The organism is Faecalibacterium hattorii (assembly GCF_003287455.1).
Lineage (GTDB): Bacteria > Bacillota > Clostridia > Oscillospirales > Ruminococcaceae > Faecalibacterium > Faecalibacterium hattorii.
In genome coordinates this window covers 158371-177345 of record NZ_PRLC01000004.1, presented here as the reverse complement: position 1 = coordinate 177345, position 18975 = coordinate 158371, and the positions used below count along the sequence as shown (strand labels likewise).

The window sequence follows — 18975 nt, the reverse complement described above, 5'->3', positions numbered from 1 at the left end:
GGCTCCCCTTGCGGCAGCAGGGCGTAAAGTATAAAACCGGAAACTTTGCGGACTGCCAAGGCCTCTCACTTTGGGAGGGGTGGCATCGCGAAGCGATGACGGAGAGGGCAAGCCCGCTCACGGCGGCGCAGGGCCTAGGTTTAGATCGTGCTTCCGATAGGGCTGCGCTTCCGCAAGGCAGTGCCAAACCAAGTGCGCAGCTTCTTGTCAGCGGGCTCGCCCTCTCAGGCGCTTCGCGCCAGCTCCCCCAAAGGGGGAGCCCTTGGCAAAGGCGGAAAGTCTCCGCGTAACGCCTGACGGCTCCCCTTGCGGCAGCAGGGCGTGAAGTATAAACCGGGAAACTTCGCGGACTGCCAAGGCCTCTCACTTTGGGAGAGGTGGCATCGCGAAGCGATGACGGAGAGGGCAAGGCCGCTGACGGCGGCGCAGGGCCTTTGTTTCGCAGATGCTTTCGGAAGGGAGAAGGCGGAGGCGGCGCAGGGCCTTTGTCCAAAACCCACAAAGCCTACCGTTGCCTTTTGTGCAAGGTGCTTCTGAATTGTGACCAAAACGTGTAAATATTGAGAAAAATGCGAAGGAAGTGTTTACAAAAGTGTAACAGGCTGGTATACTTTACACCAGTGAATGACGACGAAATTCAAGGGAGATGAAAAAGGTGGAAACTGCACCGCACCACGCATGGAAAAAACTGTCGGCACTGATGATGACGCTGGCATTGATACTGACGCTGCTGCCCGCCGCGCTGGCCGTGGACTTGAACGTGGACGTCGGGTTCTACTTCAAGCAGAGCCGGGGCGGCACCTGCACACTGGCCTCCGCCGCCATGATGCTCCGCCGCCGCGCTTACTTCGATGGGCTGGACGGCTGGGTCGATGTGACCGAGAACAGCATCAAGAGCACGGCATGGTCCGGCGGTCTGTCCCACAGTTTTACATACAATGCGATGCACGTTGGCTACGCCACCCTTCCTTCCGGCAGGGCCGCCAAGACTGAGGCCCTCATCCAGATCCTCGCCGAGCACCCGGAAGGCATCGTTCTTTATGATCGCCGCCAGCCCCACGCGGTGATCCTGACCGATTACACCGACGGTGTGTTCTACTGCTCCGATCCGGCCAACGGCGTTTCTGCGGGGCGTGTGCCCCTGTCCAGTGCCAGCATCTCCATCTCCGGTGCGTCCTGCTACTGGTACATCACCTCCGACGCCAACGATGACGGCACCGGCTTGGAAGAGCTGGAAGCCGCTGTGGCCGCTGAGGAGACGGAAGCAGCTGCCGAAGCCGCACCCGCACCCACGGAGGAGACGACTTCCTCCGATACCGCCAGCGACATTTGGAGCTGGCTGGACGGCATGTTTCAGTGATCTTTCTTAAAAACGTCCTTTCGATCAGCAAAGCAGCCGGGCAGAAATGTCCGGCTGTTTTGCTGTTTACTGGCGCAGTTCCGTTCCGGGGAAGTAGTGGGCGAGGATCTGCGCGGCGGTCTGCCCCTGCTGGGCCAGCGCCTTGGCACCCCACTGGCTCAGCCCGACCCCGTGGCCGTAGCCCATGGTGGTGAAGAAAAACGTCCCGTTCTGGTACTGCACCGTGAAACAGGCGCTCCGCAGCCCCAGCGCCTTGCGCAGGGCCGGGCCGGTGATGGTCTGCCCGCAGACCGGCAGGGAAGCCACATAGCCGGAGGGGGTCAGCGCGGCCACCCCGAACCAGCCCTCCGGTGCGGAAGGGTCCGGGGCGAGGCCCAGCCCTTTCAACAGCTCTTCGGTCTGCGCGGTGGAAAACTGGACCGTGTACGTAAAATGATCGGCCTCCCGGTCGGTGCTGCTGTCCACGGGGACGAGGTAGGGGACGGCGCTGCCCCAGACGTTTTCGCTGGCTTCCGTCTGCCCGTTGGAGATGGCAAAATAGCTGGTCCCGGCGGGGGCGTTGTCATAGTACAGCACCTGCGTCTCCACCGCGTCCACCAGCGCCGCCAGCCGGGCGTGATTCTCTTCGTAGGCCGTGCCCCAGTAGCTGCGCAGGACCGTGTCGGTCAGGTAGCCCTGCCGCCGGGCTGGGTCCGCCGTCAGCCACCCGGCAGCGGGGTCGGCTGCGTGATCCCGGCAGTAAAGCGCGTAGCTGTGGGCGGCAATGGCCTGTGCCTTGAGCGCTTCGTCCGGCCACGTGATGGGCATCTCCGCCGCCACTGCCCCGATCAGATACTCCCGCCGCGGTACCGCCGCCACGGCTCCGTCCCTCAGGTCCCGGATGAGGAAGCTCTCGCTGTCCTGATCGGAGGGCGGCGCGGAAGCTTCCGGCAGGGCAGCCGGGTCGGATGCCGCCGGTTCCGGGGCGCTCTCCACAGCCTCCGGGGCCGCCCGGCCCAGCGCGGCAGTGGCCAGCCGGTACCCGGCCAGCGGCAGCAGACTGCCCGCTACGAGCAGCACGGCACAGAGCAGAAAAAAGGTGCGTTTCATCACAGGACCCCTCCCGGACAGGCAGTTTCGTTTCGGCCAGTGTAGCAGAACCGCCGGGAGAAAAAGCGCAGATTTCATCTTCTTCTTGAATTTGTTTCACAAAAGCGCTATGATAGACTCATGCCATCGGTGTGGATGGCAGGGAAAAGTATAAAGTAAGAATAGAAAGGGGAGTCTACGCATGAACTATAAGCACGCAGAGGTGGCAACTCTGTCCCCGCAGATGATGCGGACCCTGTGCGAAGAGTACATCGCCAACAACTACATCGACCCGGAGACCAGCGAGCGGCTGGGGGTCAAGCGCGGTCTGCGGAACCCGGATGGCACCGGCGTCCTCGCCGGTCTGACCAATGTATGCGATGTCGTTGGCTACAAAAAAGATCAGGAGGGGCATGTCATTCCCATCCCCGGCAAGCTGATCTACCGGGGCGTCAACATCGAGGAGATCGTGGAGGAGGCCTACCGCAACGACCGCTTCGTCTTCGAAGAGGTCATCTGGCTGCTGCTGTTCGGCAGTCTGCCCACCCAGAGCCAGCTGGACGAGTTCTGCGAGCTGCTGGCCGAGCACCGGGCCCTGCCCGACGGCTTCATGGATACCATGAACGCCCCCTCGCCCAACGTGATGAACAAGATGCAGCGCTGCGTGCTGGGCCTGTATTCCTACGACGAGCACGCCGAGGATCTGAGCCTTGAGAACATCCTGAACCAGAGCATCAACCTCATCGCCAGTATGCCCACCATGATGGTGAACGCCTACCAGATGAAGCGCCGCTATTACGATAAGCAGAGCATGTTCTTCCACCTGCCCAAGCCCGGCCAGAGCACGGCAGAGCACATCCTCAGCACCTACCGCCCGGACCAGAAGTTCACCCACGAGGAAGCGAAGCTGCTGGATATGTGTCTGCTGGTCCATGCCGACCACGGCGGCGGCAACTGCTCCACCTTCACCACCCGCGTGCTCTCTTCGTCGGGCACCGACACCTACTCGGCCATCGCGGCGGCCATCGGCGCGCTGAAGGGCCCCAAGCACGGCGGCGCGAACCTGATGGTCAACCGCCAATTGCAGGACATCCTCAAGCACGTGGAGAACCCCGAAGATGACGACGAGGTGCGGGAGTACCTCCGCCGCATCCTCCGCAAACAGGCGGGCGACGGCTCCGGCCTGATCTACGGTGTGGGCCACGCGGTCTACACCGTGAGCGACCCCCGCGAGGTCATCCTGAAAAATCGTGCCCGCCATCTGGCTTACGAGAAAGGCTTTGAGGAAGAGTACAACATGCTGTGCAGCATCGAGCGGCTGGCCCCCGGCATCTTCGCCGAGGAAAAGGGCAGTACCAAGCCCGTCTGCGCCAATGTGGACCTGTTCAGCGGCCTGATCTACAACATGCTGGGCATCTCCGAGGATCTCTACACCCCGCTGTTCGCCATCGCCCGTGTGCCGGGCTGGTGCGCCCACCGCGTCGAGGAGGTCGTTTTCGCCAACCGTATCATCCGGCCCGCCTACAAATATCTGGGCGTGCGCCAGAAATATAAACCAATCGAGGAACGCTGATGAATCCACGGATCAAACTTCTGTTCGTTGTAGGAACTGCGCTGACCATCGGCCGTGCGCTGGACCTTGGCCTCTGGACCGATCTGGAAAGCGGCCTGTGCGCCGTCGGCCCGGTCTGGCTGCGCTATGCCGCGCTGGCCGTGGGCGTGCTGGCGGCCATCTGCATTGGCCGAAAGCTGGCCCATGGGCCGCAGGAACTGCGGAACCGCTGCAAGGCCTCCGGCACGGTGACGATCATGGCCGGGGCATTCTTCGCCCTTGCGGCGCTGGCCCGGCTGGCCGTGGGGCTGACCGGCATCGGCGCCGTCGTCCGGGCTGTGCTGGAGGTGCTCTGCACGGTCTGGCTGGTTCTGCTGGGCCGCAAATGGCTCCGGCCGGACTGGCAGCTCCCGACCAAGAGCATGGCCTCCGGCATCTGGGGCACGCTGGTGTTCTACTGGTGCGTGCTGAGCCGTTTCATGGAGAACAGCTCCAGCTGGCACCGCGTCTCGCCCACCGTCATGGTGTGGGAGATGCTGGCGGTGCTGCTCTTCCTGTCCAGCCTCGTGCGGGCGCTCTGGCTGCCTGAAACGTCGGACGGCAAGCTGTTGTGCATGTCCGGTCTGGCCAGCTTCATGCTGGCCTTCTGCTGGGAGCTGCCCCAGACCCTGACGCTGGCCATGCCTTCCCAGTTCAAGCTGACTAGTCTCCCCGCCATCTTCTTCGGCCTCGGCATTGCGTGCGTGGGCGTTCTGGGGGTTTTTGCCGTGGTGCGCATCGCCGCAGCCGCTGCCTTCGAGAGCCGGGAGTAAGCACTCTCTTGGCTGAATTGCCGAAAAGCGGCCGGGAAGAGGTAGAAAAATCATACAAAAGCCAAAAAGTGTGAAATCAAGTTGTTAATTTTTTGGCAGACACTTGAAACTTTTCGCGTTTTGGACTACAATAAAAGCACCGTGAGATTATCCGATGAAAAAGGGTAAGAACATTTAGGAGGTATTATTAACATGGCTGTTAGAGTTGCTATCAATGGTTTTGGTCGTATTGGCCGTCTGGCTTTCCGTCAGATGTTTGATGCTGAGGGTTACGAGGTCGTCGCAATCAACGACCTGACCAGCCCCAAGATGCTGGCTCACCTGCTGAAGTACGATACTGCTCAGGGTTCTTTCTGCGGCAAGATCGGCGAAGGCAAGCACACCGTCGAGGCTACTGAGGATTCCATCATCGTCGACGGCAAGGAGATCAAGATCTACGCTGTCAAGGACGCAAAGGATGCTCCTTGGGGCGAGCTGAACGTGGATGTCGTTCTGGAGTGCACCGGCTTCTACACCAGCAAGGAGAAGAGCATGGCTCACATTCAGGCTGGCGCAAAGAAGGTCGTCATCTCTGCTCCCGCAGGCAACGACCTGAAGACCATCGTCTTCTCCGTCAACGAGAAGACCCTGTCCGCTGAGGATCAGGTCATCTCCGCTGCTTCCTGCACCACCAACTGCCTCGCTCCCATGGCTAACACCCTGAACAAGACCTATCCCATCGTTTCCGGTATCATGACCACCGTTCATGCTTACACCGGCGACCAGATGATTCTGGATGGTCCTCAGCGCAAGGGTGACCTGCGCCGTGCTCGTGCTGGCGCACAGAACATCGTCCCCAACACCACCGGTGCTGCTAAGGCCATCGGTCTGGTCATCCCTGAGCTGAACGGCAAGCTGATCGGCTCTGCTCAGCGTGTGCCTGTTCCCACCGGCTCCACCACCATTCTGGTTGCTGTCGTCAAGGGCAAGGACGTCACCAAGGAGTCCATCAACGCTGCAATGAAGGCTGCTGCTTCTGAGTCCTTCGGCTACAACGAGGATCAGATCGTTTCTTCCGATGTCATCGGCATGCGTTACGGCTCTCTGTTCGATGCAACTCAGACCATGGTCGCTAAGATCGACGACGACACCTATCAGGTTCAGGTCGTGTCTTGGTACGACAACGAGAACTCCTACACCTCTCAGATGGTCCGTACCATTAAGTACTTCGCTGAGAACTGCTAATTGAGTTCCTGACCTTCTAAAAAAAGGTTTTTGCTCCCCCTCCTGCCGGGTGACCGGTGGGAGGGGGAGCTTTTTTGTCTGTGCAGGAAAATTGCGGCCGGGCGAAACGGGCAAAATTCGGCACGATCTATTGAAAGCAGCTCCATAGTATGTTAAAATTACAAAGATAGGATAAACTGGGTTTGGTGTAAAAATCCATGTGCCGCGGGCCGGGAAGTACCCGGACAAAGCGGGCGGAAACGAGGCCGCCGCAGGGTACAACGGTAAGGAGCAAGAAATTTTTATGATTGCAAGACGTGAAAAATTGCAATATGGATATCTGTTTGTGACCGATCTTGTCTCGCTGGTGGCCAGTGTGGCGGTGGCGTGGCTGATCATGGACGGCCTGTTCGGTAAGATGACGGACTTCCGGGAGCCGCGGCTGGTGCTGGAAGCCTGTGTCATGCTGTTCATCGCCTACGTTCTGACCTTTTTCGTTTTCGACCAGAGCGAAAATATCGTTACCCGGAGCAGCACGCGGGAAGTGGAGATCGCGGTCGGCTTCAATATGTTGCTGGCTCTGCTGGATGTGGCGTGCTTGGCGCTGACCAAGGCCACCATGCTGGATTCGCGCTATTTCCTGATCGCAGTGCCTCTCGTCAACATTTTTATGATGTGCGGCAGCCATGCGCTGCTCAAAAAGCTGCTGACCCGCTGGAAGTACACCAAGGGGTTTCGGAGTCTGGTCGGCATCGTGACGACGCGGGAGCGGGCCCCGGGCATCATCCAAGACCTCCGAAAGGACTGGTCGAAGCAGCTTACCGGCATCGCGGTGCTGGAAGCCGTGGCCGAGGATGTGACGGGCGAGATCGAGGGTGTCGCAATCAAGGCCAATTACGATACCTTCATGGACTGGCTCCGTCAGGCGGCGCTGGATGAGATCTACATCGATGTCCCGACGGAAAGCGGCAATACGCTGGTGCCTTATCTGGAGGAGATCGAGAGCATGGGCCTGACGGTCCATTTCCGGCTTCCGGTTCTGGATCGGATCGAAGAGGCATGCTGCAGCGAGACCAGCGCCGTGCGGATGAGCCGGGTGCTGAGCCGCTGTGCCGGGGGCAATGTGGTCACCATGGGCACCGGGGAACTCAAGCTCCACGACCAGATCCTGAAGCGCGGGCTGGATATCTTCGGCGGCCTTGTGGGCTGCATCATCAGCATCCCCATCATTGCCATCGTGGCCATCCCGCTCAAGCTGGAAAGCCCCGGCCCGCTGATCTTCAAGCAGCGCCGCGTGGGCCGGAACGGCCGTGTGTTCTACATCCACAAGCTACGCAGCATGTATGTGGACGCCGAGGAGCGGAAGAAGGAGCTGATGGCCCAGAACGAAATGAACGGCCTGATGTTCAAAATGGAGGACGATCCCCGCATCACCAAGGTGGGCCGCTTCATTCGAAAGACCAGCATCGACGAACTGCCGCAGTTTTTTGATGTTCTCTGCGGTTCCATGAGCCTTGTGGGCACCCGCCCGCCTACGCTGGATGAGTACAACCAGTACGAGAGCCACCACAAGCGCCGCCTTTCCATGAAGCCGGGCATTACCGGCCTGTGGCAGGTCAGCGGCCGGAGCAACATCGAGGACTTCGAGGAAGTGGTCCGTCTGGATGTGCAGTACATAGACAACTGGACCCTTTGGGAGGATATCCGCATCCTCTTCAAAACCGTATGGGTCGTGTTTGCGGGAAAAGGTGCAAAATAAATGAACTACATCATTTTTGGCGGATCGGGGTTCATCGGGACCCACCTGATCCACCTGCTGCGGCAGGAGTGTGTACGGCCGGGGGATAAGATCTACGATCTGGATCTCGTCATGCCCGGCGAAGAGGGCGTCGTACCGGGCATCGTGGAGAAAAACGAAGGGGTCGAGTATATCCGCGCGGATGTCCGTCAGCCCCTCACGCTGGACTTTACACCGACGGCAGAGGACGTGATCTTCAACCTTGCGGCGGTCCACCGCACGCCCGGCCACCCGGACGAAGCCTATTTTGAAACGAACATCCTCGGTGCCGAGCAGGTGACCGCTTTTGCGGAACGGTACGGCATCCGGAAGATCCTGTTCACCAGCTCCATCGCCCCCTACGGCGCGGCGGAGGAGCTGAAGACCGAGGAAACGATCCCCATGCCCAATACGCCCTACGGCATCAGCAAGCTGGTGGCGGAAAAGATCCACCAGATCTGGCAGGCAAAGGACCCGGCGCGGGAGCTCACCATCGTCCGCCCCGGCATCGTTTACGGCAAGGGCGAGCACGGCAACATGACCCGCCTGTACAAGGGCCAGAAGAAGCACTATTTCTTCTACGCCGGGCGGAAGGACACCATCAAAGCCTGCATCTACGTCAAGGAACTGGTCCGCTTCTTCAAGTATCGGATGATCGACCACTCGTTCCCCGGCGTGGGCCTCTACAACTGCACCTTCGAGCCGGCCTATACCATCGAGGAGATCTGCACCGCGATGCAGTCGGCCACGGGGATGAAGTCCTATGTCCCGCTGATCCCCGGCAAGCTGCTGCTGTTCGCGGCGGCGGTGCTGGGGCCCATCGGCGGCAAAAAGGTTGGCATCCACCCGGCCCGCGTAAAAAAGCTGATGGTCTCCACCAATATCTGCGGCAAAAAGCTGGCCGCAACGGACTACCGCTTCCACTATACCTTGGAGGAAAGCTTCCGGGACTGGTATGAGGACTGCGGACGGAAAGAATTGATTTAATGTGAGGGAAAAACGTGTCTGAGAGTACGCCGATCCGGGTCGCCCAAATGATGACAGATATGAATTATGGCGGCGTCGAGATGGTCGTGATGAACTATTACCGCCACATCGACCGCTCCAAGGTCCAGTTTGACTTCTTCGCGCTGGAAGGCTCTGCCGTGCCCCAGCAGGAGGAGATCGAGCGGCTGGGTGGGCACGTCTATCTGGTGCCGCGGTATACCCATCTGGTCCAGTACGAAAGGGCGATCATGGAGCTGTTCCGGAAAAATCAATACCAGATCGTCCATTCGCACATGAATACACTGGGCGTGTTCTCTCTGTGGGGAGCACAGCGCGCCGGGGTGCCCAACCGTATCGTGCACAATCACTCGGTGGCGGGCAAGGGCGAAACGAAGAAGAATTTCGTCAAATATCTGCTCCGCCCGTTCGCAAAAATTTACCCCACCCAGCTCTGTGCCTGTTCGGAATCCGCCGGGCGCTGGCTCTACGGGGATTCGGAGTTCCGGGTCTTCAACAATGCCATCGATGTGGAAAAGTTCTCCTTCGACGCCCAGAAGCGGGCAGCCCTGCGCAAGGAACTGGGGCTGGAAGGCAAATTCGTGGTCGGCCACATCGGCCGCTTCTGCTACCAGAAAAACCATGAGTTCCTGATCGATGTGTTCGAAGAGATCCATCGCCAGCGGCCGGAGGCGGTGTTGATGCTGATCGGCCGGGGCGAGATGGAGAGTGTCATCCGCCGGAAAGTGAACCGCCGGGGGCTGCAGGACGCGGTCCTCTTTTTGGGCAACCGCAGAAAGATCGAGCGCTACTATCAGGCGATGGATGCGTTCGTTCTGCCGTCCCGTTATGAGGGGCTGCCTGTGGTGGGCGTGGAGGCACAGGCTTGCGCGCTGCCATTGATCTGCTCGACGGATATTTCACGGGAAACGAAACTGCTGGAATCGACGCAGTTCATCAGTTTGTCGGAACCGCCCCGGAAATGGGCACAAAAAGTGCTGGAAACGGCGGAACGGACCACGCGGTGCAATACGGAACGGCAAATGACCGAAAAAGGCTTTAATATTGCGGTCGAAGCGAAAAAGCTGGAAGTGTTTTATCAAAGCCTTTTGAGATAACAGGAGAAACCGATATGGAACCGCTCATCAGCGTCATCGTTCCCATTTATAATGTAAAGGCATATCTGGACCGCTGTGTGGAAAGTCTGTTGGGCCAGAGCTATAAGGATCTGGAAATTTTTCTGGTGGACGACGGCTCGACCGATGGCTGCGGGAAAGTATGTGACCGGTATGCCGCGCAGGACCCACGAATCACAGTGATCCACAAGAAGAACGGCGGCCTGTCTGACGCCCGAAATGCGGCGCTGGATGCGGCCCAAGGGGAATACTATGCCTTTGTGGACGGCGACGACTGGGTGTCGCCCTACTACGTGGAAAACCTCTATCGAGCGCTCAGAAAAGCTGATGCGGATATGGCCGTCAGCTGCTTTGAAGAGGTGTTTGAGGGCAGGGGCATCCAGTCGCAGCCCGCGGCAGAACTGAAAAATTTCCAGAGCCTGACCCCGGAAGCGTGCCTGAGGCGGATGCTTTATCAGGACGGCGTGGAGACCTCGACTCCGACGAAACTTTATAAAAAGGAGTTGTTCGAAGGACTGCGTTACCCGGTCGGAAAGCTTTACGAGGATATCCCAGTCGCGTACGAAGTGCTGAAGCGGGCGGCCCGCGTCGCATGGATCGGAAATGTGGATTACTACTATTTTCAGCGTGCTGCCAGCATCCAGAATGCGGCGTTCAACCCGAAGAAGCTGGACGGCGTGGAACACTGCCGCGCGATGCTGGAAAATGTCCGGCGGGATCACCCTCCGTTGGAACAGGCGGCGGAGTGCCGCTATCTCAGTACGGTCTGCAACATCCTGTTCCAGATCCGGGACAAGGCCCACGAGCCGGAGCGTAAACTGCTCTGGAAGGAAGTGGTCCGCTGCCGCAGTGCGGTGGTGCGGGACCCCAATGCCCGCAAAAAAGCGCGGCTGGCGGCGCTGCTTTCCTATGGAGGCTATCCGCTGCTGCGCTTTGTGTATGACCGGACGCAGTGGAGAGGGAAAACAAGATAAAAGGAGAAGTTGAATGGAAAAGCTGCGGAGAGATCACGGCTGGGAAAAGGGGCTGCTGACAGCGCTTTTCCTATTGGCCTGTTTTCAGAACCTGACCCTCGCCTCCATCGGTTCCGGTGCTTCGCTGAAATGGGTTCATGTGTTTTCGCTTGTGTTTCTGCCGTTTCTGTGCAGAAAAAAAGAACTGAGAGTCAACCGTCCGGTCCTGCTGTATGTGGCCTATGCAGCGGCTGTCTCTCTGCTTCATCGGAGCGAGTTTGGTGTCAATAGTCTGCTGCTGAACTACATCTTCGGCTTGTATCTGGTCGTGCTCTGCGCAAATTTTGGCGCAGACCTTTCCAAGGATGACTGGCTGGACATCGTGTCCGGCGCGGCAAGCATTCTGATGATCGTGATCCTGATCAAAAATTTGATCTACTATCAGGGATTTTTGGATTATCTCCGGACGGAGAGAATGGCGCACCCATGGGGCGTGAAAATGATCATCGGCGGAGGTTCCAACATTGAGTCGAGCTGGCTGGGGCTGCTGGCTTTTTTCTTCTGCCGGAGCCGCTGGAAATGGCTGTATGCGGGCGCGAACCTGATGCTTTCGTTCCTGTATGGGAGCCGCGCGGGAATGCTGATCGCCGCTGCGGCGATCCTCTGGCTTTTGCTGCCGCAGTTCAAGCGGCTGAAAGAACGGAAGGTGCGGATCACGGTGCTGGTGCTCTGCGCTGCACTGGTCGCGGCTCTGTGGGGGTCCGGCCTTTTGGAGTCGCTGGTCCTGCGCTCGCTGAATCGTTTTCTTCATGGCATGGAAGATGCGGGCAATGCGGGGCGTATCCGAATGTGGACCTACGCGCTTGAAACAAGCAAGGCCTATCCCTTTGGCTGTGGTGTGGGCAACTGCATGAAAGCGCTTTCCGGCGTGGCGGGCTTCGCCTATGGGGAAGATAATATCCACAATGTTTATCTGCAGAACCTCATCGACTGCGGCTGGCTGGGCGGGGCAGCGTATCTGGCGCTGGTCGTCCGGTTCTTCTGGATGGAAAAGAAAAAGCTGCTGCACGACCCGTTTGTGGCGGCGCTGTTTACCTACTGCGGGGCCTCTGTGCTTCAGTTCCGCGGCGGCGATACGCTGGCTTTCCTGCTGCTGGGCATGTATCTGGCGTACCGGGATGCAGACAACAAAAAAGAAAATTGGGTCGTAAAAATTCCATTAGGTAAAGGAAAGGAGACTCTGTGACGTGGGCAAAGAAAAGCCGCTGGTCTCGGTCATTATTCCTGTCTACAATGTTCAGAAATATCTGGAAGAATGCGTAGAGAGTGTACAGAACCAGTCCTATACCAATTTGGAAATTGTTCTGGTGGATGATGGATCCACGGATAATAGTGGCGAGCTGTGTGATGCATTGGCAGCGAAGGATACAAGAATTTGCACTTTACATAAAAGCAATGGAGGTCTCTCAGATGCACGGAATACAGGTATGCTGCAGGCGAGGGGAAAATATCTTACTTTTTTGGATGGTGATGATTTGCTTCCGCATAGTGCCGTAGAAAAGTTGGTTTCTAGTTGTGAGAAGAATCATTCGGAGCTTGCAATTGGACAACTCTTCGAGTTTTCAGGAGAAACGCCAAGAGATACAGAAAAAAATGGAACTGTTGAAAAGGTGGCGATGGAAGAAGCAATGAGAAGAATGTTCCTTTTCCAAGGAATCGGGCATTCGGCGTGTGGAAAACTTTATCGACGCGAATTATGGAATAAATTGAAGTTTCCATATGGAAGATTATATGAGGATTACGCAACGATTTACCGAGTGACATCCAAAAGCAAAACAGTTTCTATTATTGAAGAACCAGTATATTATTATCGCATGCGAGATGGATCAATCATGCACAGTGGTATTCAACGAAAAAATCTTGAGCTGCTGGAGGTCAGTGCAGATGTGACCGCTTTCATTGAGCAGGAGCTTCCGGAACTGCGCAATGAAGCTGCTTATCTTCAGCTTGTGACCTATCTGAAACTGTTGAAAGGAATTATGGATGGAGGCTTCTATCACTATCCAATGGAGCAGGAGAGAATCCTTGCCTATGTGCAGGATCAGCAGGACCTCATTCGCCAGCCGTGGGCAAAGCGTGCGGACAAGATCAAGGTGAAGACGCTGCTGCTCAGCAAGCACCTGTTTTACTGGGTATATGAACTGGCCGAACGAAAAAATGCACGGGATTTGAGAGTGTAAAAAGCATGATGAACAATAAGTTGATCAGCGTGATCGTGCCGGTCTACAATGTAGAGCATTACCTAAACCGCTGTGTGGACAGCATCCTTGCCCAGACCTATTCTGATCTGGAGATTCTGTTGGTGGATGATGGCTCGACTGATAGCAGTGGTGCAATTTGTGATGCCTATGCCCGGCAGGATGCGCGGGTGCAGGTCATTCATAAGAAAAATGGCGGGCTGTCCGACGCGCGAAACTGTGGAATCGAACACGCAAAGGGTCGCTATTTCTGCTTTGTGGACAGCGACGACGGCATAGCGCCGCAGATGATCGAGGTGCTCTATCGAAATCTGCTGAATGCCGGGGCTGATGTATCGGCGGTAGCACTGAAATATTTCTCGACGGAAGAGCTTCCGGCGGTCGAAGATGCGTTAGAGAAAGTGCAGTACATGACGGGAAAAGAGGCATTGCGCTCGATTTTGCAGTCAGAGGAGCTAGGGGATTTCGCAGTCAATAAACTGTACAAACGGGAATTGTTTGAAAATGTCTGTTATCCGTTAGGCCGGATGATGGAAGATCAGGGAACGACTTATAAACTTCTTGATAAATGCCAAGGTGTTGCATACTGTCCCGTCCCGCTTTATTTCTATTACCAGCGGCCCGACAGCATCCTGCACAAGCGGACACTGAAATTCTACGAAGACAAGTGGGATATGGGGTGTCAGCGGTATCAGTATATCCGTGAAAAGTACCCGGATATGTTGGAAAACGATGCAGCGATGATGAAGATCGTAGAGCACTGCTACCCGTATCTGAGAAAAGACCAACGCCGCAAAGCGGAAATGGAGCGATTTCTGCAGGAGTTCCGCACAGAGGCCGAGGGGCTTCTGGACAGCGGGTTCATGAGAAAATACCGGCTGCTGAAACAAAGCAGAGGACTGTACAGCGCGCTTTTTCTGCTGAAAAACGGCCGCGCAGCGAAATAAAGGAAACAGGGAAGAAGAATTGGAACAGGAAAAATTGATATCGGTCATTGTGCCGGTGTACAATGTGGAAGCTTTTTTGGAACCGTGTGTGCGCTCCATTATAGGACAGACGTATCGGCGGCTGGAAATTATACTGGTGGATGATGGTTCACCGGACAATTGCCCGCAGCTGTGCGAACAGTGGGCACAAAAAGATGAGCGCATTCGCGTGCTCCACAAGGAAAATGGCGGGTTATCCGATGCAAGAAATGCCGGGCTAAAAGCTGCAACTGGTGATTTTGTGTTGTTCGTGGATTCGGATGACTGGATCGCACCGGAAATGGCAGAAAAAATGTTGGATGCCATGGTGGAATACAAAGCGGATATGGTGCTCTGCCAGTATACAGAAGTATTCCCGAATGGGAAAATGCTCCGAAAATACGACGGAAAGCGCGCAGTTCGAGTTTATGGCCGACAGGAAATGTTCAAGTTGCTTTTGGAAGACCTTGAGGTGACGAATCATGTCTGGCGCAGACTGTATAAACGAAAGCTGCTGCCGGAAAATCTGTTCCCGGTCGGCAAAAATTTCGAAGATATGTATGTGATGGCAGAACTGACGGAAAAATGTGAGACATTTGTCAGCCTGAATGATGTCTACTATTATTATCGTGCAAATCCGGACGGTATTATGAAAACTAAGACATCAAAAAATCTGAATGATTATCTGGATGCGCTGGAGAAAAGCCATGCGGATATCTGCCGCTTTTGCCCGGAGATGCCGAAAGCAATGCAGGACAGTATGCGCCGGATGCGCGGCCTGACAGCAACCTATTTGTGGGAAGATGCACTGGTGGTGCCGACATTGACTTCGCAAGAAAGAAAGCAGATTCGGGAGAGAGTGGACAAGTGGGCAGATATGCTGCCGGAAGAAGTGCCCGGATTCAATGCGAGACAGCGGACATATTACAGATTGTTTCAGGAAAATGACCTGCGGGCTGCATGGATATGGTATGAATTATGGTTTAACCAGAACAACTGGTGGTGCCATTTGAAAAAGGCTGTGAAAAGAGCAGTGCCGCTTTTGGCGCGGAATGCAGCCGAGGACACTTTCTCATGAAAAAATCAATGAGTCTCAATGCGGTGATGAATGCGCTGAAAACGCTGATGAGCGTTATTTTCCCTCTCATCACCTTTCCCTATGCCTCGAACGTCCTGCAGGTCGAGAACCTTGGCAAAGTCAATTTTGCAAACTCGGTGTGCGGCTATTTTCTGCTGTTTGCGGGGCTGGGCATCTCGTCCTATGCGGTGCGGGAGGGTTCCAAGTATGTGAACGACCGGGAAAAGCTCTCGGCTTTTTCGTCGGAGATGTTCTCCATCAATATGATCACAACGGTCATCGCCTACCTAGCCCTGTTTGTGACCATGCTTTGTTCGGCCAAATTGCGGGGTTATACGGATCTGCTCCTCATCATGAGCTTGCAGATCTTCTTCACGACCATCGGCACTGAATGGATCTTCACGATCTTTGAGGAGTATACCTACATCACGGTGCGCGGCATGATTTTTCAGATCCTTTCCTTCGCCGCACTCTTCCTGTTCGTGAAAAATCAGAGCGATTACTGCATCTATGCGGGGATCTCGGTCTTTGCATCGGTGGGCTCCAATGTCCTCAACTATTTCCGCGCCCGGCGGTATTGTGCCATCCACTTTACATGGAAGATCGACTGGAAGACCCATCTCAAGCCCATTATGATCATCTTTGCCTCCACGCTGGCGACGACGCTGTACGTCAGCTCGGACACGACGATCCTCGGCATTCTGGGCAGCGATTACAACGTCGGCATCTATGCTGTGGCGGGAAAAATCTACGGCATCGTGAAGAACCTTCTTTCGGCGGTGCTGGTCGTTTCCATTCCGCGTCTGTCCCATTACGCCGGCATCGGCGCGAAAAAAGAGTTCAACCAACTGTTCAACAATATTTTCAGAGCCCTTATGGTCGTGGTGGCCCCGGCGGTCATTGGGCTGATCTTGCTCAGCAGGGAAGTGGTGCTCTTTATTTCCGGGGAAAGCTATCTGGATGCGGTGCAGCCGCTGCAGATCCTGAGCTTGGCTCTGTTGGTCTGCCTGTTTGGCTGGCTGTATAATTCCTGCGTTCTGCTGCCCTGCCGGAAGGAGAAGGAGCTGTTTTTTGTCACCCTCGTCAGCGGCGTGCTGAACGTCGCCCTGAACCTTGTCCTGATCCCGTACTTCAAGGAGAGCGCGGCGGCTTTTACGACGCTGCTGGCAGAGCTGTGTTCCATGGTGATGTGCATCCACTACTCGAAAGGGCTGGTGGAGCTCGTGTTCGATTGGAAGATCGTCGGGTCGGTGGCGGTGGGGTGCTTTGGCATTCTGGCGGTCTGCACGGTGGTCAAGGCGCTGCCGTTGCCGCTCCTCGCAACGATTTTTACGGCAGTGCTGGGGTCGGTGGCGGTCTACGGCGTGATCCTGATCGCGCTGAAAAACCCGCTGGTGCTGGAGTATCTGGCCAAATTCAAGCAGAAGATCAAACGCAGGATCTGAACTTTTCCGCTAAACTCCTTCCGCCATCGCTCACGTGATGCCAGAGAGGAAGCTGGCACGGCGCAGCCGGGACGGAGGGAGTTCTTTGCAACGGCTTCTTTTTTGGCCGCTTTCGGTCAAAATCACTACATTTCGCACAGGGAATAGACGAAGTTTGTTAATAAATTATCTATCACTTCTCCTTGCAAACATCACACTTTTTGTTTATAATAAGGGTGTACGGGGAGGCAAGCCCCGATAGCGAGTGAAATTCGATTCCGATGAAAAGAATTTGAGAGGAGCTTATTACCATGGGTTTAGGTAAGAAAACGATCGACGACGAGAATTACTGCGGCAAGAAGGTCCTTGTCCGCTGCGACTTCAACGTCCCGATGAAGGACGGCGTCATCACCAACGAGAACCGCATCAATGCAGCTCTGCCCACCATCCAGAAGCTGATCAACGACGGCGCAAAGGTCATCCTGTGCAGCCATCTGGGCAAGCCCAAGAACGGCCCTGAGGCAAAGTTCAGCATCGCTCCCGTTGCTGCTGCCCTGAGCGCAAAGCTGGGCAAGACCGTGGTCTTCGCAGACGACGACAACGTTGTGGGCGAGAAGGCAAAGGCTGCTGTGGCTGCCATGAACAACGGCGACGTTGTCCTGCTCCAGAATACCCGCTTCCGCAAGGAAGAGACCAAGAACATGCCGGAGTTCTCTCAGGAGCTGGCATCTCTGGCTGACGCTTACGTGGACGACGCCTTCGGCAGCTGCCACCGCGCTCACTGCTCCACTGCCGGTGTCACCGACTACATCAAGGATACCGCTGTGGGTTACCTGATGGAGAAGGAGATCAAGTATCTGGGCAACGCAGTCAACGACCCGGAGCGTCCCTTCACCGCCATTCTGGGCGGCGCAAAGGTCGCCGATAAGCTGAACGTCATCTCCAACCTGCTGGAGAAGGTCGATACCCTGATCATCGGCGGCGGCATGGCCTACACCTTCATCAAGGCGCAGGGCTATGAGGTCGGCAAGAGCCTGTGCGACGACTCCAAGCTGGAGTACTGCAAGGAGATGATGGCAAAGGCTCAGGAGAAGGGCGTCAAGCTGCTCCTGCCCGTCGATGCCGTCTGCATCAAGGACTTCCCCGATCCCATCGACGCACCCGTCGAGACCACCGTTGTGCCCGTGACCGCAATGCCCGCCGATATGGAAGGCTGCGACATCGGCCCGGAGACCACCAAGCTGTTTGCAGAGGCTGTCAAGGCTTCCAAGACCGTTGTGTGGAACGGCCCCATGGGCGTGTTTGAGAACCCGACTCTGGCTGCTGGTACGCTGGCAGTGGCACAGGCTATGGCTGAGAGCGGCGCTACTACCGTCATCGGCGGCGGCGACAGCGCAGCAGCTGTGCAGCAGATGGGTCTGGGCGATAAGATGACCCACATCTCCACCGGCGGCGGCGCTTCTCTGGAGTATCTGGAGGGCAAGGAGCTGCCCGGCATCGCTGTCATCCAGAACGCTTGATCTGCGCTCGTAACAGCATCACTGAGGTGCGGCGGCCATGCGCCGCTGCGCCTCTTTTGTTTTGAAGGTAATTAGTAAGGAGATAGACATCATGGATAAGGCAAAGCGTAAGGCAATCATTGCAGGCAACTGGAAAATGAACAAGACCGCCTCTGAGGCAGCCAAGCTGGTGGATGAACTGATCCCCGCCGTCAAGGATGCTTCCTGCGAGGTCGTCATCTGCACCCCGTTCACCGATCTGGTGACCGCCGTGGAAAAGACCAAGGGCACCAATATCCATGTGGGTGCCGAGAACGTCCACTTCGAGAAGTCCGGTGCGTTCACCGGTGAGATCAGCGCCGATATGCTGGTCGATCTGGGCGTCGAGTACGTCATCGTCGGCCACTCCGAGCGCCGCCAGTACTTCGCAGAGACCGATCAGACCGTCAACAAGCGTGCTCTGGCCGCACTGAATGCGGGCCTGAAGGTCATCATCTGCGTGGGCGAGAGCCTTGAGCAGCGCGAAGAGGGCGTGACCGAGGAGCTGGTCCGGATGCAGACCAAGATTGCCCTGCGCGATGTCACCGCAGAGCAGATGGCCAATGTCGTCATCGCCTATGAGCCCATCTGGGCTATCGGCACCGGCAAGACCGCCACTGCCGATCAGGCAGAGGAAGTTTGCGGCCAGATCCGCAAGGTCATCGGCGAGGTCTACGGCGAGGCCGTGGCCGAGGCGACCACCGTGCAGTACGGTGGCAGCATGAATGCCAAGAACTGCGAGGAGCTGCTGAGCAAGAAGGACGTCGATGGCGGCCTGATCGGCGGCGCATCCCTGAAGGCTCCGGACTTCGCCGTGATCGTCAACGCTGCTTCCAACGGCTGAATCCTGATTTCCTGAATCACCCC

General features: G+C 56.6%; 16 protein-coding genes. 15 read left to right on the top strand and 1 reads right to left on the bottom strand.

Features of this window, described 5'->3' with window-relative positions; translation table 11 throughout:
• Positions 1-655 precede the first annotated feature (655 nt).
• A complete protein-coding gene (locus tag C4N23_RS04440; protein ID WP_242983722.1) occupies positions 656-1360 on the top strand; it encodes a hypothetical protein in 705 nt (234 codons plus the stop codon).
• A gap of 66 nt (positions 1361-1426) precedes the next feature.
• On the opposite strand, the gene C4N23_RS04435 is transcribed toward C4N23_RS04440, so the two are convergent.
• Positions 1427-2449, bottom strand: a complete 1023-nt coding sequence (locus tag C4N23_RS04435) for a SpoIID/LytB domain-containing protein (protein WP_112144343.1) — start codon at positions 2447-2449, stop codon at positions 1427-1429.
• Positions 2450-2630: 181 nt separating this feature from the next.
• On the opposite strand from C4N23_RS04435, the gene C4N23_RS04430 reads away from it, so the two are divergent.
• The 14 genes from C4N23_RS04430 to tpiA all read left to right on the top strand — a co-directional run bounded on the left by C4N23_RS04430 (position 2631) and on the right by tpiA (position 18952).
• Entirely contained in the window at positions 2631-4001 is a 1371-nt protein-coding gene (locus C4N23_RS04430) for a citrate synthase (protein ID WP_055189439.1), read from the top strand.
• Positions 4001-4792, top strand: a complete 792-nt coding sequence (locus tag C4N23_RS04425; RefSeq protein WP_112144341.1) for a hypothetical protein — start codon at positions 4001-4003, stop codon at positions 4790-4792. The genes C4N23_RS04430 and C4N23_RS04425 overlap by 1 nt, the downstream gene beginning before the upstream one ends.
• Positions 4793-4984: 192 nt before the next feature.
• Positions 4985-6016, top strand: a complete 1032-nt coding sequence (gap, locus tag C4N23_RS04420) for a type I glyceraldehyde-3-phosphate dehydrogenase (RefSeq protein WP_055189435.1) — start codon at positions 4985-4987, stop codon at positions 6014-6016.
• 283 nt (positions 6017-6299) lie between these two features.
• Entirely contained in the window at positions 6300-7754 is a 1455-nt protein-coding gene (locus C4N23_RS04415; RefSeq protein ID WP_112144339.1) for a sugar transferase, read from the top strand.
• Entirely contained in the window at positions 7755-8759 is a 1005-nt protein-coding gene (locus tag C4N23_RS04410; RefSeq protein ID WP_112144337.1) for an NAD-dependent epimerase/dehydratase family protein, read from the top strand.
• Positions 8760-8818: 59 nt separating this feature from the next.
• Positions 8819-9874, top strand: a complete 1056-nt coding sequence (locus C4N23_RS04405; protein WP_181567068.1) for a glycosyltransferase family 1 protein — start codon at positions 8819-8821, stop codon at positions 9872-9874.
• A gap of 14 nt (positions 9875-9888) precedes the next feature.
• Entirely contained in the window at positions 9889-10866 is a 978-nt protein-coding gene (locus C4N23_RS04400) for a glycosyltransferase family 2 protein (RefSeq protein WP_112144332.1), read from the top strand.
• A gap of 13 nt (positions 10867-10879) precedes the next feature.
• Entirely contained in the window at positions 10880-12091 is a 1212-nt protein-coding gene (locus C4N23_RS04395; RefSeq protein ID WP_112144329.1) for an O-antigen ligase family protein, read from the top strand.
• A gap of 1 nt (position 12092) precedes the next feature.
• The gene (locus C4N23_RS04390) at positions 12093-13085 is read left to right on the top strand and encodes a glycosyltransferase family 2 protein (RefSeq protein ID WP_112144327.1); all 993 of its coding nucleotides are present in this window, start codon (positions 12093-12095) and stop codon (positions 13083-13085) included.
• 5 nt (positions 13086-13090) lie between these two features.
• On the top strand, positions 13091-14050 hold the full coding sequence (locus C4N23_RS04385) for a glycosyltransferase family 2 protein (RefSeq protein ID WP_112144325.1): 960 nt from the start codon (positions 13091-13093) through the stop codon (positions 14048-14050).
• Between the two features lie 19 nt (positions 14051-14069).
• Positions 14070-15146: a glycosyltransferase gene (locus tag C4N23_RS04380; protein ID WP_112144322.1), complete on the top strand. Its 1077-nt coding sequence runs from the start codon at positions 14070-14072 to the stop codon at positions 15144-15146.
• An 8-nt stretch (positions 15147-15154) separates the two neighbouring features.
• Positions 15155-16591: a flippase gene (locus C4N23_RS04375; RefSeq protein WP_242983721.1), complete on the top strand. Its 1437-nt coding sequence runs from the start codon at positions 15155-15157 to the stop codon at positions 16589-16591.
• A gap of 290 nt (positions 16592-16881) precedes the next feature.
• Positions 16882-18090: a phosphoglycerate kinase gene (locus tag C4N23_RS04370; protein WP_112144318.1), complete on the top strand. Its 1209-nt coding sequence runs from the start codon at positions 16882-16884 to the stop codon at positions 18088-18090.
• A 91-nt stretch (positions 18091-18181) separates the two neighbouring features.
• Positions 18182-18952, top strand: coding sequence for a triose-phosphate isomerase (tpiA, locus tag C4N23_RS04365; RefSeq protein WP_055189416.1), 771 nt, complete (start codon positions 18182-18184; stop codon positions 18950-18952).
• The last annotated feature ends 23 nt before the right edge of the window (positions 18953-18975 follow it).